Annotated in this window: 15 protein-coding genes, 1 tRNA gene and 1 other RNA gene; 4 read left to right on the top strand and 13 right to left on the bottom strand. The window is 37.9% G+C overall.

Annotation, left to right across the window (positions count from 1 at the left end; translation table 11 throughout):
- Nucleotides 1–250 precede the first annotated feature (250 nt).
- The 6 genes from ACQKOF_RS23405 to ffs all read right to left on the bottom strand — a co-directional run bounded on the left by ACQKOF_RS23405 (nt 251) and on the right by ffs (nt 4,379).
- Nucleotides 251–523: a pro-sigmaK processing inhibitor BofA family protein gene (locus tag ACQKOF_RS23405; RefSeq protein WP_370048830.1), complete on the bottom strand. Its 273-nt coding sequence runs from the start codon at nt 521–523 to the stop codon at nt 251–253.
- Nucleotides 524–899: 376 nt separating this feature from the next.
- Complete coding sequence (locus tag ACQKOF_RS23400) at nt 900–1,115, bottom strand: YaaL family protein (protein ID WP_370048828.1); 216 nt, start codon at nt 1,113–1,115, stop codon at nt 900–902.
- A gap of 13 nt (nt 1,116–1,128) precedes the next feature.
- Complete coding sequence (gene recR / locus ACQKOF_RS23395; protein WP_427562382.1) at nt 1,129–1,725, bottom strand: recombination mediator RecR; 597 nt, start codon at nt 1,723–1,725, stop codon at nt 1,129–1,131.
- Between the two features lie 11 nt (nt 1,726–1,736).
- Nucleotides 1,737–2,051 (bottom strand): YbaB/EbfC family nucleoid-associated protein, encoded by a 315-nt coding sequence (locus tag ACQKOF_RS23390; RefSeq protein ID WP_387086381.1) that lies wholly within the window; start codon nt 2,049–2,051, stop codon nt 1,737–1,739.
- A 21-nt stretch (nt 2,052–2,072) separates the two neighbouring features.
- Nucleotides 2,073–3,860 (bottom strand): DNA polymerase III subunit gamma/tau, encoded by a 1,788-nt coding sequence (gene dnaX / locus ACQKOF_RS23385; RefSeq protein ID WP_427562380.1) that lies wholly within the window; start codon nt 3,858–3,860, stop codon nt 2,073–2,075.
- A gap of 251 nt (nt 3,861–4,111) precedes the next feature.
- An RNA gene (ffs, locus tag ACQKOF_RS23380) (signal recognition particle sRNA large type) lies at nt 4,112–4,379 on the bottom strand.
- A 179-nt stretch (nt 4,380–4,558) separates the two neighbouring features.
- On the opposite strand from ffs, the gene ACQKOF_RS23375 reads away from it, so the two are divergent.
- The 4 genes from ACQKOF_RS23375 to ACQKOF_RS23360 all read left to right on the top strand — a co-directional run bounded on the left by ACQKOF_RS23375 (nt 4,559) and on the right by ACQKOF_RS23360 (nt 8,470).
- Nucleotides 4,559–4,651, top strand: a tRNA-Ser gene (locus ACQKOF_RS23375).
- A gap of 311 nt (nt 4,652–4,962) precedes the next feature.
- Nucleotides 4,963–6,225 (top strand): ATP-binding protein, encoded by a 1,263-nt coding sequence (locus tag ACQKOF_RS23370; RefSeq protein ID WP_427562377.1) that lies wholly within the window; start codon nt 4,963–4,965, stop codon nt 6,223–6,225.
- On the top strand, nt 6,226–7,104 hold the full coding sequence (locus tag ACQKOF_RS23365) for a response regulator (protein ID WP_337992051.1): 879 nt from the start codon (nt 6,226–6,228) through the stop codon (nt 7,102–7,104).
- A 91-nt stretch (nt 7,105–7,195) separates the two neighbouring features.
- Nucleotides 7,196–8,470 carry a cation:dicarboxylate symporter family transporter gene (locus ACQKOF_RS23360; RefSeq protein ID WP_427562374.1) on the top strand — a complete coding sequence of 425 codons (1,275 nt, stop codon included), beginning with the start codon at nt 7,196–7,198 and terminating at the stop codon, nt 8,468–8,470.
- Nucleotides 8,471–8,727: 257 nt separating this feature from the next.
- Here the strand turns inward: ACQKOF_RS23360 and ACQKOF_RS23355 are convergent, their stop codons facing one another.
- From ACQKOF_RS23355 to ACQKOF_RS23325, 7 genes are all read right to left on the bottom strand, one after another.
- Entirely contained in the window at nt 8,728–9,354 is a 627-nt protein-coding gene (locus ACQKOF_RS23355) for an RraA family protein (RefSeq protein ID WP_427562372.1), read from the bottom strand.
- Nucleotides 9,355–9,663: 309 nt separating this feature from the next.
- Nucleotides 9,664–10,572 carry a methyl-accepting chemotaxis protein gene (locus ACQKOF_RS23350; RefSeq protein WP_427562369.1) on the bottom strand — a complete coding sequence of 303 codons (909 nt, stop codon included), beginning with the start codon at nt 10,570–10,572 and terminating at the stop codon, nt 9,664–9,666.
- 104 nt (nt 10,573–10,676) lie between these two features.
- Entirely contained in the window at nt 10,677–11,204 is a 528-nt protein-coding gene (locus ACQKOF_RS23345) for a TIGR00730 family Rossman fold protein (protein WP_427562366.1), read from the bottom strand.
- 263 nt (nt 11,205–11,467) lie between these two features.
- Complete coding sequence (locus tag ACQKOF_RS23340; protein ID WP_370048811.1) at nt 11,468–12,136, bottom strand: deoxynucleoside kinase; 669 nt, start codon at nt 12,134–12,136, stop codon at nt 11,468–11,470.
- Nucleotides 12,133–12,771: a deoxynucleoside kinase gene (locus ACQKOF_RS23335; protein ID WP_427562363.1), complete on the bottom strand. Its 639-nt coding sequence runs from the start codon at nt 12,769–12,771 to the stop codon at nt 12,133–12,135. The genes ACQKOF_RS23340 and ACQKOF_RS23335 overlap by 4 nt, the downstream gene beginning before the upstream one ends.
- A 229-nt stretch (nt 12,772–13,000) precedes the next feature.
- The gene (locus ACQKOF_RS23330) at nt 13,001–14,290 is read right to left on the bottom strand and encodes an MFS transporter (RefSeq protein WP_427562360.1); all 1,290 of its coding nucleotides are present in this window, start codon (nt 14,288–14,290) and stop codon (nt 13,001–13,003) included.
- A 24-nt stretch (nt 14,291–14,314) separates the two neighbouring features.
- On the bottom strand, nt 14,315–16,726 hold the full coding sequence (locus ACQKOF_RS23325; RefSeq protein ID WP_427562357.1) for a heavy metal translocating P-type ATPase: 2,412 nt from the start codon (nt 16,724–16,726) through the stop codon (nt 14,315–14,317).
- Nucleotides 16,727–16,794: the final 68 nt, after the last annotated feature.

Below are 16,794 nucleotides of genomic sequence, written 5' to 3'. Positions count from 1 at the left end.
TGATGTCCAAAATTTTGTTTCGTTCACCAACTCAAGGTTAGTTACTAAAAACTTTATTGATTACGTTTTGCTTGTTCAGTTTTCAAGGTTCATTTCGTCGCCATTTCTTCAACAGCAACTCTTATATAATATCATGTCGTTCGCTAGATGTCAACAACTAAATTATTCAACTTAAAATTCATTTGTCTTCCAAACAGTTATCTTAACGACTCTTATTACTATACTACAATATTTCTGTTTTGCAAGCATTTTATAAAAAAAATATTAAAGCCGTTATTCCTAGTACACCCGGAATACCTAATATCGCAATTGTGAACACTGAAAATAGATTAATCGGTACATTATAGCCAGCATACCCTATGCCTAAGTGAATAATAAATAATAGTAGAAAGGCAAAAGCAAATCTAAACCAAAACACAGACATTCCTTCTAAAATTTTACCCATCTTGGCATGTCTTATTATTATATAAAGAAAAAGAAGCACTACAGGCACACAAAAACTCATAATTACTAACCACGACATATGGTTCCCCCTTAGCAATATAATTATGAAAGTTTATGTTTCCTGTTTTGCTTCTATGAATATAAATTATACCTCGGCATAATTGCGTCCGGATTCGGCTTTGTGCTTAGGCCTGCGTGATGCATGTCAGTTAGCCGTTATCGCATGGATGCGATGATTTTAGGCTAACATCCTATATGAACTCCTTTTCGATTCCGTGACATCCGCCGGAGGCATTAGGCCAACAGATGTTTTTTGTGCGAAAGCGTAGTGCTAACGCAGCGGCAACAACATGATGTTGGTCACTCAGTCATTGCTACAGAACGTGGTGTTCTTAGACCGAGTTCCTCTATTTCAGCGGATGTTTGGACACCCGCTGTGATAAGTTAAAAAACTATTATTTAATTAATACTCTCCGAATTCTAGCTTCCTTGAATAAATAAAAATGTATACTCTCCGCTGCTTTCTTTTGAGCTATTACTTCTAAATCATAGTCATCTAGTAGTTCTTCAATTATCTTTGCCTGCTGTAAATCCTCTTTTGTTTCTTTTATAAGACTCACAAGCTTGTCGTCGAATTCTTTTTTTAATTTTCCCTTACTGCGGAAGAACATATTAATCCCTCACTCACAATTCTCGGCGACCTTCCATTGCCTTCGATAACGTTACTTCATCTGCATATTCTAAATCCCCACCTACTGGTAGTCCATGAGCGATCCGTGTTGTTCGAATGCCAGACGGCTTCACTAAACGAGAAATATACATAGCTGTTGCCTCGCCTTCAATAGTTGAATTCGTAGCTAAAATAAGCTCCTGAACAGCCTCATCTTGCAAACGAACTAGTAGAGAAGCGACATTAATATCCTCTGGACCAATACCATCCATAGGTGAAATAGCTCCCTGTAATACATGATACACACCATTGAAATCACGCATTTTTTCCATCGCAATTACATCTTTTGTATCTTGAACAACACAAATAATAGAATGATCTCGTTGTTTATCCGTACAAATATGGCATGGATCTACATCAGTTATGTTGCCACACACGGAGCAGTAGCTTAAATTTCGTTTGGCATCAATTAATGCCTTTGAAAAGGATAAAACGTCATCCTCTTTCATTGTTAACACAAAAAACGCCAGACGAGCCGCGGTCTTCGGCCCGATACCTGGCAATTTCATAAAACTATCAATCAGTTTCGATATAGGTTCTGGGTAGTACATTTACTTACCTCCTAGAATGGAAGGTTCATGCCTTGAGTGAATTTACCCATTGTTGCATTTGTCTTTTCATCTACTTTTTTCAACGCTTCATTTGTAGCAACAACGATTAAATCTTGTAGCATTTCGATATCGTCTGGATCTACTACTGATGGATCAAGATTTACTTCTACGATTTCACGTTGGCCAGTTACAGTTACTTTCACCATACCGCCACCAGCAGAACCTTCAAATTGCTCTGCATTCAAAGCCTCTTGAGCCTCCATCATTTCCTTTTGCATTTTTTGCATTTTTTTCATCATACCTTGCATATTTCCCATTCCACGCATAAACATATTCCTCCTAAATGATTAGTCTTCAACAATTTCAATGAAATCTTTACCAAACAGCTTTTCTGCTTCCGTCACTAGTGGATCTTGTGAAGCAAGTGGTTGAGCATCGTCGATAAACGGCCCTTCTTCCATTTCTGCCGGTGGTGGTTCTAATAATTCCACTTCATGATCGGTCTCATTCTGAGATTTTTTCTCCTGCTGTAAGCCATGATCACGAATAAACTCTTCACGTAATTTTAACCAAGCATCTTCTGGCGTACAAAGCATTTCATACATAGTACCAGTTTGCCCTGCAATTAATTGTGTGAATTGAGCTTTTAGGGATTGATTATCAGCAACCATTTGACAATGAATATCATACTTGAATTTTAACACAAAAGCACTTGAAGATGCCGCAACAGGTTCAGCCTCTGCTAAAAGAGCTGATTGAGATTTTTGCATTTGGCTTAATGCCTGTGCCCAAACCGATTTGATACGTTGCACATCTTGCTTTGTAGCATCCTTTAGTATCTCTTGAATACGACCTGTTGGTGCTTTATAGCCATTTGGACTTTTAGCTCGTGGACGTTGCTCTTTTGGTGCTTGCGTCGTTTGCATCGGAGCACCAGCTTGTAATTGGGCTGATAGTTGTTGCACCATCTGCTCAAGTGCCACGATTTTTTGAGCGAGTTCAGGGCTCATAGCTACCTCACCTGAAGTCGTAGTTTGACCAATTGCGCCACCCGAAAACTGCACCATTTTAAGTAACGCTGTTTCTAAGTAAATCTTTGTATGGTGGGAGAACCGCATTTCTTGCTGTGTTTTCGCTAAAATATCAATGTAGCCATATAGCAAATCCGGTGCAAAATCATGCGCTAATGTAAATACTCGTTCCTCCGGTGATACTAGTTCTAATAATTCGGCCAAATCCTCACTTGTTTGCAGTAATAATAAGTCCCGGAAAAATGTAATCAGGTCCTCTGAAAGACGAAGAGGATCTTTCCCATCCGCAATAAGCTGTTCTAATAACGCAAGCATTTGTGCGACATCTTTTACTTTTAGAGCTTCTGCTAATTCATAGAAAACTTCCTGACTGATAGAACCTGTAACAAGTAATGTGTCCTCAAGCTTCAACTTTTCTCCGCTGAAGGATACAACTTGATCTAATAAGCTTAAAGCATCACGCATACCACCAGCTGCTGATTGTGCGATGACCTTCAAACCTTGTTCCTCAAATGGTAACTCAATATCCTCTAAGACAACTTTCATGCGCTCAATAATATCATTGGTTGAAAGACGCTTGAAATCAAAGCGCTGACACCGCGAAATAATTGTTGCAGGCAATTTATGGGGCTCTGTCGTTGCTAAAATAAATACAGCGTGAGAAGGTGGTTCTTCTAATGTCTTTAAAAGGGCATTGAAAGCACTCGTAGAAAGCATATGCACTTCATCAATGATATACACTTTATATCTGCTACTTGCAGGAGCAAATCGAACTTTCTCAATGATGTCACGTATTTCTTCAACGCGTGAATTAGACGCCGCATCAAATTCAATAACATCTGGGTGAGAACCGTCTGTAATGCTTACACAAGTAGCACATTCATTACAAGGCTCGTTTGATGGTGCATGCTCACAGTTTAAAGCCTTTGCAAAAATTTTAGCTGTACTTGTTTTCCCGGTACCACGTGGGCCAGAAAATAAATAAGCATGTGTTGTTTTATTCGCTAGGAGAGCATTTTGTAGCGTTCTTTTGACATGTGCTTGACCAGACATTTCTCGGAATGATTGTGGTCGATACACACGATAAAATGCTTGATACGTCAATGATTTCCTCTCCTCTTCTTCATAATATAGAATAGTTCTATTATAGCATTTGCCTCATTATTTATAAAATAGTGTTATCGCTTTTCTAAAAATTCGGGACAATCTCTCTCACTTCCATAGCGAAGGTTGTTGATGTAAATCTTCCTTAAACGTTCTGGAGAGTCCCCTTCCATCCCAACAAATATTGTAAAATCATAAAAAAAACGCATCCGCCTTTTGTAGACGGATGCGTTTGAATTGGCAATTTAATGCCGTGCACCTTTCTTCGACAGCCGCACATAAGCGTTACTCTTGTCGTTAGCTCAGATTAGGCAACCCCGCGGCACATGAATAAGACCACTTAATGCTGCTTCCTTCCGGACCTGACATAGTTCATGGGTATCCATTGCGCAGGACCCAATCGTCAACACTACGTGCAAAAGGCAGACCAAACAATACGGACAGCCTCGAAAAAGGAATTCAGTCTCGCTAGAGCGGATTGCGAGTTACAGGACACCGCTACCTTCCCACCTAGCACGGCAATATCTAGTATACTGACTGTTTTCATAAATTGCAACTTAATACACATAATATTTGTGTGGAATATTCTATCAGCACTGTAAATAAGAAATTATAAAAAAAATAAAAAAGCTGTTGACGCGAATTTTAAAATATGATAAATTTATTTTTGTCGATGAGACAACGTAACAAAACAACATGGAGGTATACCCAAGTCTGGCTGAAGGGATCGGTCTTGAAAACCGACAGGCGGGTAACACCGCGCGGGGGTTCGAATCCCTCTACCTCCTCCAGTTTTAAAATTCCGACTACGAATGTAGCCGTTTTTTTTTGCCTAAAAAATTGTATGAAACACTTACTAGATGCCACTTCCACTTAGGTTGTGGTATTTTTTTATTGTAAATTATGATTTTATAAACGGGAATAATCTATAGTATTATTTCATCTAGGCAAATGCGCTTTCGTTTCGAAGTCACGTTCCGCCCCAACACAACATCTAAAGTAGTGGTACAATTACCTTTATTTCAAACACGCAAACGAGCTCTTTAGCATACCTTTTCTTTGCTATACTGCTTCGTTAATATTGATTAGGGAGGATTTTTTTATGCACTCGAAATTTTACATATCTCGCGCTTCCCTCACTTGGATTTTCACAATTGCTCTGTTAACTGCTATCGGTAGTGAGATTAAAATAATGCCTTTCGCTGATACAACTTTTCGTTTCGGATTTGGAAGTATTATTTTCTTTTTATGCATTCTGCTTAGACCTACACCTATCATTTTGGCTGGATTTACTACGAGCATCGTGACAACCATTTTTCGAGTTATCATTAATTACTCTTTACATGATGTTCCATTAGTCGATAGTTTACTAATACATTTGCCTGCTGCTGCATTTTATATATTGTTTGCAATATGCCTACAAATTCTAAGCATTCATCAATATAGAGAAAAACCACTATTGCTTGGATTGCTAGTTGCGTTTAGCGAAGTATTCAGTAATTTAGTGGAACAACTATTTCGTTTTCTAATAAATTCTTACACTTTTTTACTCCTTCATGATTTACTTATACTATTAGCAGTTGCTTTATTACGTAGTTTTTTTGTTGTTGGTATTTATAGTTCCATTTTAATTGCTGAGCAAAAAAAACGTGTTCAGGAAATGCTTACGATCGGCTCAGATTTATATGTTGAGACACTTTATTTAAAAAAATCTATGAACCATATAGAAGCAATTACAGCCAGTGGGTTTGAATTATATAGACAATTAAAATCGCTAGGCTATCGTGCAGAAAGTTTACAAGCACTTCATATTGCCCAGGAAATTCATGAAGTGAAGAAGGATTCACAACGCATTTATGCAGGTATTTCTAAAATTGTTGGTGAAAAGAGCTTTGGCTCCTTAAGATTGTCAGAATTATTACATTATATTGAAGACGGCAACAGTAAATACGCTGATTTTCTCGGGAAAGAAATTGAGTTTAACATAAATATTGAAATCGATTTTCAAACGAAAGAACATATTGCATTGCTTGCACTTTTGAATAATTTAACAGCTAATGCTATTGAATCAATTGAAAATCAAGGTATCATTTCTATTGCCATTCAGCAGCAACAGGATGATACTGTAATAACAGTATGTGATAATGGGAAGGGCATTCCGCAAAGTAATCTCTCTATTATTTTTGAACCTGGATACACCACAAAATACAATGTAGATGGTGTCGCAGCAACAGGTATTGGGCTTTCACATGTGATTGAATTAGTAAATAAATTAAATGGCTCAATATCCGTTGAATCAAACAATCAAAACACGATGTTTAAAATTGCAGTTCCTACGCAAACTATTCAAACGGGAGAGACTTAAATGAGGTATTTTATTGTAGATGATGATCGTGCAAGTCGGGTCATGTTAAAGCAAATTATTGAAGATAGTGGCTTAGGTACAGTTATTGGTGAAGCACGCAATGGTGAGGACGCCATTCCACAAATTTTAATGACACAGCCAGAATTTGTGTTAATCGATTTACTTATGCCTAAGCTGGATGGGATAGCAACAGTCGAGCACCTTATTCAAAATCGTTTTGAGGGACAATTTGTCATGATTTCTCAAGTAGTGAATAAGGAAATGGTAGGTGAGGCATATGAGCAGGGTATAGATTTCTTTATTCATAAACCTATAAATCGTATTGAGGTTGAGAATGTTTTACGTAAAACAACTGAACAATTTCGCCTAAAAAACTCATTGCTTATTATTCGCCAATCACTTACAAATATTGATCTAAGTGAACAAATAAATCATAAAGCAACTTCACGCGATCATATTCAATCTATCTTAAATGATATGGGTATCGTTGGTGAGATCGGAAGCGAAGATATTATAGCTATCATCGAAACATTACTTGCTCATCAGCACAAAATTGCACCACTTCCACCATTAAAGGAGCTTTATGAGGAGATTGCAGTTGTCACAAAGGCTACACCAGATGAAATTTTGAAGGAAAGTAAAGCTATTGAGCAGCGTGTGCGCCGTACTATATTAGCAGCGATGATAAATCTCGCCAATTTAGGTGTCGTAGATTATACAAACTCCGAATTTGAATATTATGCGCCTCGATACTTTGACTTTAAAGAAATTCGTCTGCTTATGACTCAGATAGAAGATCACAAAAATCGCAAAGCAAAGGTTAATATTAAGAAGTTTATTCAGGTATTATATTCAGACATTTTAACTAAATTAAATTAATTTTCTCGGATTTTGTCGGATTTCATAAGTCCTCCGTATTATTAAAGTAAGGCAAGTCCTAAAAATTTTAATATTAGGAGGTACTAAGGTTTTGAAGAAGAAATTTAGAATCAGTTTAGCCACTCAAATTTTAGTCGGTTTGATTTTAGGGATTATTGTTGGCGGAATATTTTATGGAAGCCCAAAAATCGAAACATATTTACAACCTCTAGGTGATATTTTCCTTCATCTAATTAAAATGATCGTTGTACCGATTATTATTTCAACTTTAATCGTCGGTGTTGCTGGAACTGGAGATATGAAACAGCTTGGACGATTAGGCGGAAAATCGCTTATTTACTTCGAAATTATTACAACAGTAGCAATTGTAATTGGTTTACTTTCCGCAAACTTATTCCAACCAGGCGCGGGCGTAAACATGAACGAGCTCTCTAAAGGAGATATTTCGAAATACGTTGCAACTACAGAAGAAGTACAGCATGAAGGACCATTTGATATTATTGTAGGTATTGTACCGACAAATATCGTTCAGGCAATGTCTGAAGGTGATATGCTTGCTATTATTTTCTTCTCAGTTATTTTTGGTTTAGGGGTTGCTGCCATTGGCGAACGAGGTAAACCAGTATTAAACTTCTTCCAAGGGGTAGCAGATACCATGTTCTGGGTAACTAACCTCGTGATGAAATTCGCTCCATTTGGGGTATTTGGTTTAATCGGTGTAACCGTTTCCAAATATGGATTCGCTTCACTAATACCACTCGGCAAACTCGCTATACTTGTTTATGCAACAATGCTATTCTTTATTTTTGTCGTTCTTGGTCTTGTGGCCAAATTTGCAGGTATCAGTATCTTCTTCTTAATTAAAGTACTAAAAGATGAGCTGATTTTAGCGTTCTCAACAGCAAGTTCTGAAGCCGTGTTACCGCGAATTATGATGAAAATGGAGAAACTAGGTGCTCCAAAGGATATCGTATCCTTTGTTATTCCAACCGGTTACTCCTTTAACTTAGATGGTTCTACACTGTACCAAGCTATTGCTGCATTATTTATTGCTCAAATGTACGGTATTCACCTAAGCATTGGTGAACAAATTACGTTAATGCTTGTATTAATGGTTACATCTAAAGGGATTGCAGGTGTTCCAGGAGTATCCTTCGTTGTGCTTCTAGCAACTTTAGGTACTGTCGGTATTCCAATTGAAGGTTTAGCATTCATCGCAGGTATCGATCGTATTCTTGATATGGGACGTACAGTCGTTAACGTAATTGGTAACTCACTTGCGTCATTAGTAATGGCGAAATGGGAAGGCCGTTTCGATTCAGAGAAAATGAAAAATTACTTTAAAGAAAATGAAAATTTAGCATAAAAATTTAAAAAAATCCTCACGATGTATGGATGGCATCGTGAGGATTTTTTTATTTTGATCAATTATGCTCAGCATAATTGCGTCCGGAATCGTTTGTGCTTAGGCCTGCAGATGTTTTTTTGTGCGAAAGCGAAGCGACAGCAACAACGGGTTTTGTCTGTGCGAAAGCGAAGCGACAGCAACAACAACATGATGTTGGTCACTCAGTCGTTGCCACAGGACGTGGCGTTCTTAGACTGAGTTCCTCTATTTCAGCTTCAGCTGAAAGAAGTTAATACTTTATCTAAATAAGCAATAATTGATTCTTTCCCATTTACATGTGCTTCTTGTGCACGCAATTCATCCTTTTGGATTTTGGCCTCAGCAGCTGCAACCATACGCTCTGCATCATTCTGAGGCACGACAACAACACCGTCCATATCCCCAATAATATAATCGCCAGGATGAACAGCAACCCCCCCAATAGCAATAGGAACATTTACTTTCCCACCTCCGTTTTTATTGCCAGCTGCTACCGTTGTGCCAAGTGAAAATACAGGAAAGTCTAGCTCACGAATAGCTGCAATATCACGAATAACACCATCAACGACAAAGCCCTGTATACCAATACCCTTCGCTAATGAAAGAACAAAATCACCGGCAACTGCACGGTTGGTATTCCCTTTAGCGTCAATTACTAAAATATCCCCTTCTTTAGCAGCTCGAATGGCTTCCAATACTGCACCATTTTCGCCATCTGGTAAACGCACTGTTACCGCACGGCCAGCAATTTTATAATGATCTGCTAACGGTTTAATATCACTACGTAAATTCGTATGTCCTCCTGTCGCATCTGAAACTGCAGTCGTTGGTAAATGCTTAAAACTTACTTCCACCTTTGTCATCTATAACACCCCTATTATGATTTATGAAAGCTTTACACAATTATTGTAAATAAAACTCATCTACTATTTCAATATAAATCAGAAAATTACGAAAATAATATGTTTGAGGAGTATCTATTACATCCCTTAACCTTTTCTCTAATTCTTGCAATTATTTTATTCTTCTTTATGAAGCGTGTATAAAAGAGAGAAATAAAATTTAAAAATTGCAATCAATTATGCCTCGGCATAATTGCGTCACCAATAGAGGTGGGGGACTTCTGTAGCTGTCTCTACGCTTTCGGCATTGAAAATAATTGCTGAAATAAGTTAAATTATTTCGGTAAAATGCCTTGATTGTTCATCTAATGCCTCTGCTGCAGTAGCAATTTCAGCAAAATCATTCGTTGTTACATTAATTTGACCATTTGTTTTTTCAACTTTTTCAGCTATACGTGTGATGCTTTCAGTGACTTGTCCAATCTCTCGCTCTATGCCCTCAACATTATCTTTTACTTCTGAAATAGATTGCTCCACCCTTACAGAAAGCTTTCTAACCTCATTTGCTACAACATCAAAGCCTCGGCCATACTCACCAGCTCTTGCTGCTTCAATAGCTGCATTTAGTGCAAGTAAATTTGTCTGAGAAGCAATTTCTTGAATGGTCTTTACAATCCCTTTAATTGATTCCGCTTGCTTCTGTAGCTGCGCAAGATTTCTCACATTATCGGCAGACTCTTGTGAAACCTCTTTCACTGTTTCCAGCAAATCCTCGCTATTTTGAATACCAGCCTCCGAACGGCTATGAAGCTCTTTAGACATAACCTTTAATGTATCAGCTACACTAACAATTTCATTTTGGCGTTCAGTAATATTTGTTGCAATTTTCGATACGCCAATTACCTTTCTTGAATTATTAGCAAAGACAGGCATATAAGTAGCCTCAAGCCAAATTCTATTTCCCCTTGCATCCATTCTTTCGATTTTATCCTGATAGCTATTGCCAGCAGCTAAGTTTCGCCAAAATTTTCCGTATTCTATGCTATTCGCAAATTCCGTTAAACAAAAATCCTTATGATCTTTTCCTATCATTTCCTCAATTTTATAGCCTAATGTTTTAGCAAAAAGTTCATTTACATAGGCAACTTTATGCTCCATATCAAAACGAATAATGGCTATATTTCGTTCAATTGCCAGCACTACATGATCATCAGTAACTTCTGTATCTATTGTCTGCATAATCTACACCTCTTTCATTGTATTAGCGAACTAAAATTTTTATGGTAATAAACCCAATAAAAATATTTATAATGATTATTTATTGCAGAAAAAACATGGGTATATTACCCATGTTTTTTTAAAAATTTTAATACTTCTTCCGATGTAGTAGCTATACGAATAAGTGATTCTTGTTCCATGCGTATAAAACCTTCCTCGAGCATTTTCTTAAAATGTTGTAGAAGCCCATCATAAAAGCTATTTACATTATATAAAATTACAGGTTTTTCATGTAGTCCAATTTGTGCCCACGTAAATACTTCAAAATATTCATCCATTGTCCCACCACCACCCGGTAAAGCTATAAAAGCATCTGCTAACTCTACCATTTTGGCTTTACGTACATGCATAGACTCAACAAAATGAATCTCTGTTAACGAAGCATGTGCTAATTCCCGCTGCTGTAAATGAGTTGGCATCACGCCAATAACGTCTCCCCCAGCTTCTAATACTGCATCTGCAACTTTCCCCATTAGTCCTGTTTTCGAACCACCATAAACGACACCATGACCATTTTGAGCTAATACAGTTCCTAATTCGGCTGCTTTCTCTGCATAAATTGGGTTTATGCCTAAGCCAGAACCGCAATACACCGCTATTCTTATAACAATCCCTCCTACTCAAAAGACGTGACACAATAGGCTATATATTGTCTCACGTCGTTTAATCATTTATTTTCTTCAACTGCTTGTTTAATGCGGCCAGAACGCAAATTTTAACTTACTATACATTAAATTTTAAGCATAGTTTATTTCCTATTTACGCAAATGACTTGTTTGTGCCTGCCGCTCACTTTCGGCCAGAACCTCATAGTTATCTTCCTAATATTTTTGAAATATTAGCTTTATCTAACCTTCTATTTACGTAAATGGCTCGTTTGTTTTAGCATATGACTGATACGGCTCACAATTGATTCAATTGCTTCAGGATTTTTTAATAAATCATAATCATTGATGTCTAAACGTAGAACCGGGCATGAATTAAAATTATTGATCCAGTTCTCATAGCGTTCATGCATTTCAATCCAATAATCATTCGGTGTTTGTTGCTCCATTGAACGTCCACGCTCTTGAATACGGCCAATTACATCATCAATTGGCCCCTCTAGATAAACAAGTAAATCTGGATGCGGGAAGTACGGTGTCATCACCATCGCATCAAATAAATTTGTATACGTCTCATAATCTGTTGGGCTCATTGTACCTTTGTCATAGTGCATCTTCGCAAAAATCCCTGTATCTTCGTAGATTGAACGATCTTGAATAAATCCGCCGCCATATTCAAAGATTCGCTTCTGCTCCTTAAAACGCTCCGCTAAAAAATACACTTGTAAATGGAAGCTCCATTTTTCAAAGTCCTCATAAAATTTATCTAAATATGGATTAGTATCTACCTTTTCAAATGACGTACGGAAATTTAGCGCCTCTGCCAATGCCTTTGTCATCGTTGATTTTCCTACACCAACCGTACCAGCGATTGTAATGACCGTTTGTGGTGGAATATCGTATTTTTCTCTCAAATTCATTGTTGCAAACTCCTTTGTTGTAACGTGTCCTTTATTGTTTGTAAAACATATGTCAAATCATTTGGATTTTTTACGAAATCAAGCTGATCACCATTAAATCGAATAATAGGAATTTCTGGATGCATCTTCTCAAAATGCTCGATAAAGGAATGATAATCTGCCACCAATTGCTCCATGTAATCTCGTGAAATCATTTTTTCAAATTCACGACCGCGCATCGCAATACGTTTCATCAACGTATCAACACTAGCATGTAAATAAATAACTACATTCGGTACAGGCATATCTTTCGTTAATATTTTATAGATTTCCTCGTATTTATCATACTCAGTTGACGCCAATGTACGCTTTGCAAATATTAAATTTTTAAAAATGTGGTAGTCTGCTACAACAGGTTTATCATGTATTAAACGGAAACTTTTTATATCCGATAATTGTTTATAGCGATTACATAGGAAGAACATTTCCGTTTGGAAGCTCCATTCCTCAATGTTTTCATAAAACTTATTTAGAAAAGGGTTTTCGTCTACTATTTCTTTTAATAGATGGTAATTAAATGTCGCTGCAATCTCTTTCGATAAAGAGGTTTTACCAACACCAATCGGACCTTCTACCGTAACAAATGGAACCGTCACCAGAAGCTCCTCCTTTATGTTCTATGGATTCTATCGTCAATTACCTCGTCCTCGAGGTTTTAATAATCAGTGCTTTTCATTGTATCATAGTGAGAAAATGAAAAACAGAATCAAACTATTTCTCTATTAAGACAGATGATAACAAACGATAAAAAAATAGACCCACCGAGGTGGGCCATCATTTATATAGCTATTTAATTTTTCTCTACAGTCTAAAAGTATAAGAGATTCAATTAAAATTGCTTTTAGCTTTATATTTCGTCCATACGACCACTGACACTAAAAGTAACGCTAAATACATCCCGATAAAGCCTAAAATTGCATAGCTTGTGTACGCTACGACAACTCCTGATAATAGACTACCCGCTGAGCCACCGAGAGCAACCCAGACATCTACCGAGCCTTGTGTTTTTGCGCGGCTGTGAATTGTCGTTGAGTCAATAATAATTGCTGTGCCACTAATCAAGCCAAAATTCCAGCCTAAACCGAGTAATATGAGGGCAACCGTTAGCCAAAGTAAAGAATCACCTGGGGCAAATGCTGCAACTAAGCCTGCTGCTGCCAAAATAACCCCTGAAGCAATGACGACAAAAGTTCGTCCAACTTTATCGACGAGTAGGCCTGTTCCAAGGGATGGTAAATACATCGCTGCGACATGCAATCCTATGACCATCCCAATAGCACTTAAACTGCTACCATGTCCCTGCATATGAATAGGAGTCATTGTCATAATAGCCACCATAATAACATGAGATAAAACTAATACAAGCGCTCCTATGAAAATTCCAATACGATTTACATGACTATTTGTAGTAACAGACGCATCAGCCATTTTACTTTGTTGCTTATGTTGCTCGGCAGCAATGGCCTTTGCAATTAATAATGGATCTGGACGAAGAAAAATAAATAGCGTAAGGCCTGCTAAAGTATATGCAACAGCGGCTAAAATAAATGGACCTACTAATGCGGGCATATTGAGTGCTTTTGCGACTTCCCCCATAGGCGTCACTAAATTAGGCCCTGCAACTGCTCCGAACGTTGTAGCTACCATCGCTATACTTGTAGCTGTTGCACGTTGTTTTTCATTTGCTAAATCGGTTCCCGCATAACGTGCCTGTAAATTTGTAGACGTTCCTGCGCCATAAACAAATAAAGCTAAAAATAACAACACGATACTGTTCATATTAGCCGCAATAATCACACCGATTGCACCAATACCGCCCGCTATAAAACCGAACGATAAACCGTAGCGTCTACCTAAGCGCTGTGAAAGCTGGCCGACAATAAATGCTGATAATGCAGAGCCAAGGGTAAATAGGGCAGAAGGTAAACCTGCAAAGCTTTCTGTTCCTAACATATCCTTTGCTAGTAATGCTCCTACAGTAATACCTGCGGCTAGCCCTGCTCCACCAAATATTTGCGACATCAGCACGATTAAAAGAGTACGCTTATATAGCTTTTGTTGTGCATTTGTTGAATGGACATATTGCTCCATTGTTATCGAAGATTTATTAACCATAAAACACCTCTAAACTGTTCATAATTATAATTTAACTCGCTGTAAACGCAGTGCATTTAAAACGACAGATACTGAACTAAAAGCCATCGCTGCACCTGCTACCCAAGGAGCTAGTAACCCGATTGCGGCAATTGGTATACCTAATGTATTGTAAGCAAATGCCCAGAATAAGTTTTGTTTAATATTGCGCATTGTTTTACGACTCATTATGATAGCATCCGCGATACTATTTAAATCGCCACGAATCAGTGTGATATCCGCTGCTTCCATAGCCACGTCTGTACCGGTACCAATCGCCATCCCAATATTAGCTGTCGCAAGTGCAGGTGCATCATTAATGCCATCACCAACCATCGCTACTTTTTTACCTGTAGCTTGCAGTTTTTTCACTTCATTAGCTTTACCTTCTGGTAGCACTTCAGCAATCACATGATTCACACCAACTTCTGCTCCAATTGCTTGTGCTGTACGTTCATTGTCACCAGTCATCATAATCACCGTAATACCCATTCCTTGTAGACGACTAACCGCTTCTTTTGAAGTATCTTTCACTGTATCAGCAACTGCTACTAGACCAGCATACTGACCGTTAATTGCAGCTAACATGGCAGTTTTACCGTTTTCCTCTAATTGCTCCATTGTTGGTAGAATATCATCAATATGAATACCGTATTGCTTCATCAATTTACGAGTACCGATAACAACGCCTTGACCAGATACAGTCGCTTGCACACCGTAACCTGGTATCGCTTCAAAGAATTGAACATCTCCTAGGTCAATACCACGATCAGCAATGCCTTGAACAATTGCTTCTGCTAACGGATGCTCGGATTGCTTCTCTGCTGCACCAATTAACGATAAAAAGCGTGCTTCGTCTTGATTCGCCGCTAGCACAACATCCGTTAATACGGGTTTGCCGTGTGTTACAGTACCTGTTTTATCAACAACTACTGTATCAATGCTTTGCGTTTGCTCTAAATGCTCTCCACCTTTAAATAAAATACCAAATTCCGCTGCACGACCAGAACCCGCCATAATAGATGTTGGTGTTGCCAATCCGAGCGCACATGGACAAGCGATAACGAGCACTGCAATTAATACTTCAAGTGCTGGCGTAAATTCACCAGGTCGCACCCAAATAATCCAAATTAAAAACGTGACAAGCGCAATGCCAACAACGATTGGTACAAAGACGCCCGAAATTTGGTCTGCTAAACGCTGGATTGGCGCTTTGGAGCCTTGTGCATCTTCTACAACTTTAATAATTTGAGCTAAGGCTGTATCGCGACCGACTTTAGTCGCTGTCATTTTAATAAAGCCATTTTTATTAATAGTAGAACCGAATAATAAGTCACCTTGCTTTTTATCAACAGGTAAACTTTCTCCCGTTAACATTGATTCATCAACAGCTGTTGTTCCTTCTAACACTTCACCATCAACAGGAATTTTTTCACCAGGTTTCACTAATATAATGTCGCCAATGACTACTTCTTCTAATGGTACTTCTTTTTCTACACCGTCACGGACAACGATGGCCGTTTTTGCCTGAAGACCCATTAACTTTTTGATCGCTTCAGATGAGCGACCTTTCGCTTTTGCCTCAAATAATTTACCTAATAAAATTAAAGTAATTAATACGGCACTCGTTTCAAAATATAGGTGAGGGGCATGATGTGACCCCGTAGTAATAATGGCTTGATATAAACTATAAAAATAAGCCGCAGATGTTCCCATAACTACAAGTACATCCATATTAGCACTACCATTGCGTAAAGCTTTGTATGCCCCAACATAAAATTGCTTCCCGATGATAAATTGAACGGGAGTGGCCAACACCATTTGTACCCACGGATTCATTAAAAATTCAGGGACATATAAAAATGATGTAAATGAAAAGTGTCCTACCATCGTCCAAAGTAATGGTAATGAAAGAATGGCCGATAAAATGAATTTTTTCTGCTGTTGTTTGATAGCCTGCTCACGATGATCCGCAGTTTCTTGCTCATCTGCTTTTTGATGAGCCTCATATCCTAATTTCTCAACCTTCGCAATAACATCTGCAATCGTCACCTCAGATGGGTTAAATTCAATAGTTGCTTTTTCAAGTGCTAAGTTTACGTTCGCAGAGGATACACCTACTAGTTTATTTAAACCCTTTTCTATTCGTGTAGCGCAGGCCGCACATGTCATACCTGTAATGTTGAATTCCGTTTTTTGTTTCACGACACCATAACCAAGTGCTTCAATTTTCTTTTCAAAGTCTTCCTCATTTAATTTTGCCGGATCATATTTAATGGATGATTTTTCAAGAGCTAAATTAACTGTCGCTTGTTCTACACCATCCATTTTATTTAAACCTTTTTCTATACGAGTGGCACAGGCTACACATGTCATACCTGTAATTTGCAAATTAGCTTCTTTTATTTCTGAACTCATGATCATTTCTCCTCCCTACATACCAACAGGGGGTATGTATAATTAAAAATAATAGAGTGCTACATGAG

Source organism: Lysinibacillus sp. NPDC093190 (genome assembly GCF_050280425.1).
Taxonomy (GTDB): domain Bacteria; phylum Bacillota; class Bacilli; order Bacillales_A; family Planococcaceae; genus Lysinibacillus.
This window is presented reverse-complemented; position numbering and strand designations above follow the sequence as displayed.

What these genes read in the sequence shown, in the direction of transcription:
- ACQKOF_RS23365 (WP_337992051.1), top strand. Translation starts at nt 6,226, where the DNA reads ATGAGGTATTTTATTGTAGATGATGATCGTGCAAGTCGGGTCATGTTA.
- ACQKOF_RS23325 (WP_427562357.1), bottom strand. Translation starts at nt 16,726, where the DNA reads ATGAGTTCAGAAATAAAAGAAGCTAATTTGCAAATTACAGGTATGACA.
- ACQKOF_RS23330 (WP_427562360.1), bottom strand. Translation starts at nt 14,290, where the DNA reads ATGGTTAATAAATCTTCGATAACAATGGAGCAATATGTCCATTCAACA.
- recR (WP_427562382.1), bottom strand. Translation starts at nt 1,725, where the DNA reads ATGTACTACCCAGAACCTATATCGAAACTGATTGATAGTTTTATGAAA.
- ACQKOF_RS23400 (WP_370048828.1), bottom strand. Translation starts at nt 1,115, where the DNA reads ATGTTCTTCCGCAGTAAGGGAAAATTAAAAAAAGAATTCGACGACAAG.
- ACQKOF_RS23350 (WP_427562369.1), bottom strand. Translation starts at nt 10,572, where the DNA reads ATGCAGACAATAGATACAGAAGTTACTGATGATCATGTAGTGCTGGCA.
- ACQKOF_RS23355 (WP_427562372.1), bottom strand. Translation starts at nt 9,354, where the DNA reads ATGACAAAGGTGGAAGTAAGTTTTAAGCATTTACCAACGACTGCAGTT.
- ACQKOF_RS23390 (WP_387086381.1), bottom strand. Translation starts at nt 2,051, where the DNA reads ATGCGTGGAATGGGAAATATGCAAGGTATGATGAAAAAAATGCAAAAA.
- ACQKOF_RS23340 (WP_370048811.1), bottom strand. Translation starts at nt 12,136, where the DNA reads ATGAATTTGAGAGAAAAATACGATATTCCACCACAAACGGTCATTACA.
- ACQKOF_RS23370 (WP_427562377.1), top strand. Translation starts at nt 4,963, where the DNA reads ATGCACTCGAAATTTTACATATCTCGCGCTTCCCTCACTTGGATTTTC.
- ACQKOF_RS23405 (WP_370048830.1), bottom strand. Translation starts at nt 523, where the DNA reads ATGTCGTGGTTAGTAATTATGAGTTTTTGTGTGCCTGTAGTGCTTCTT.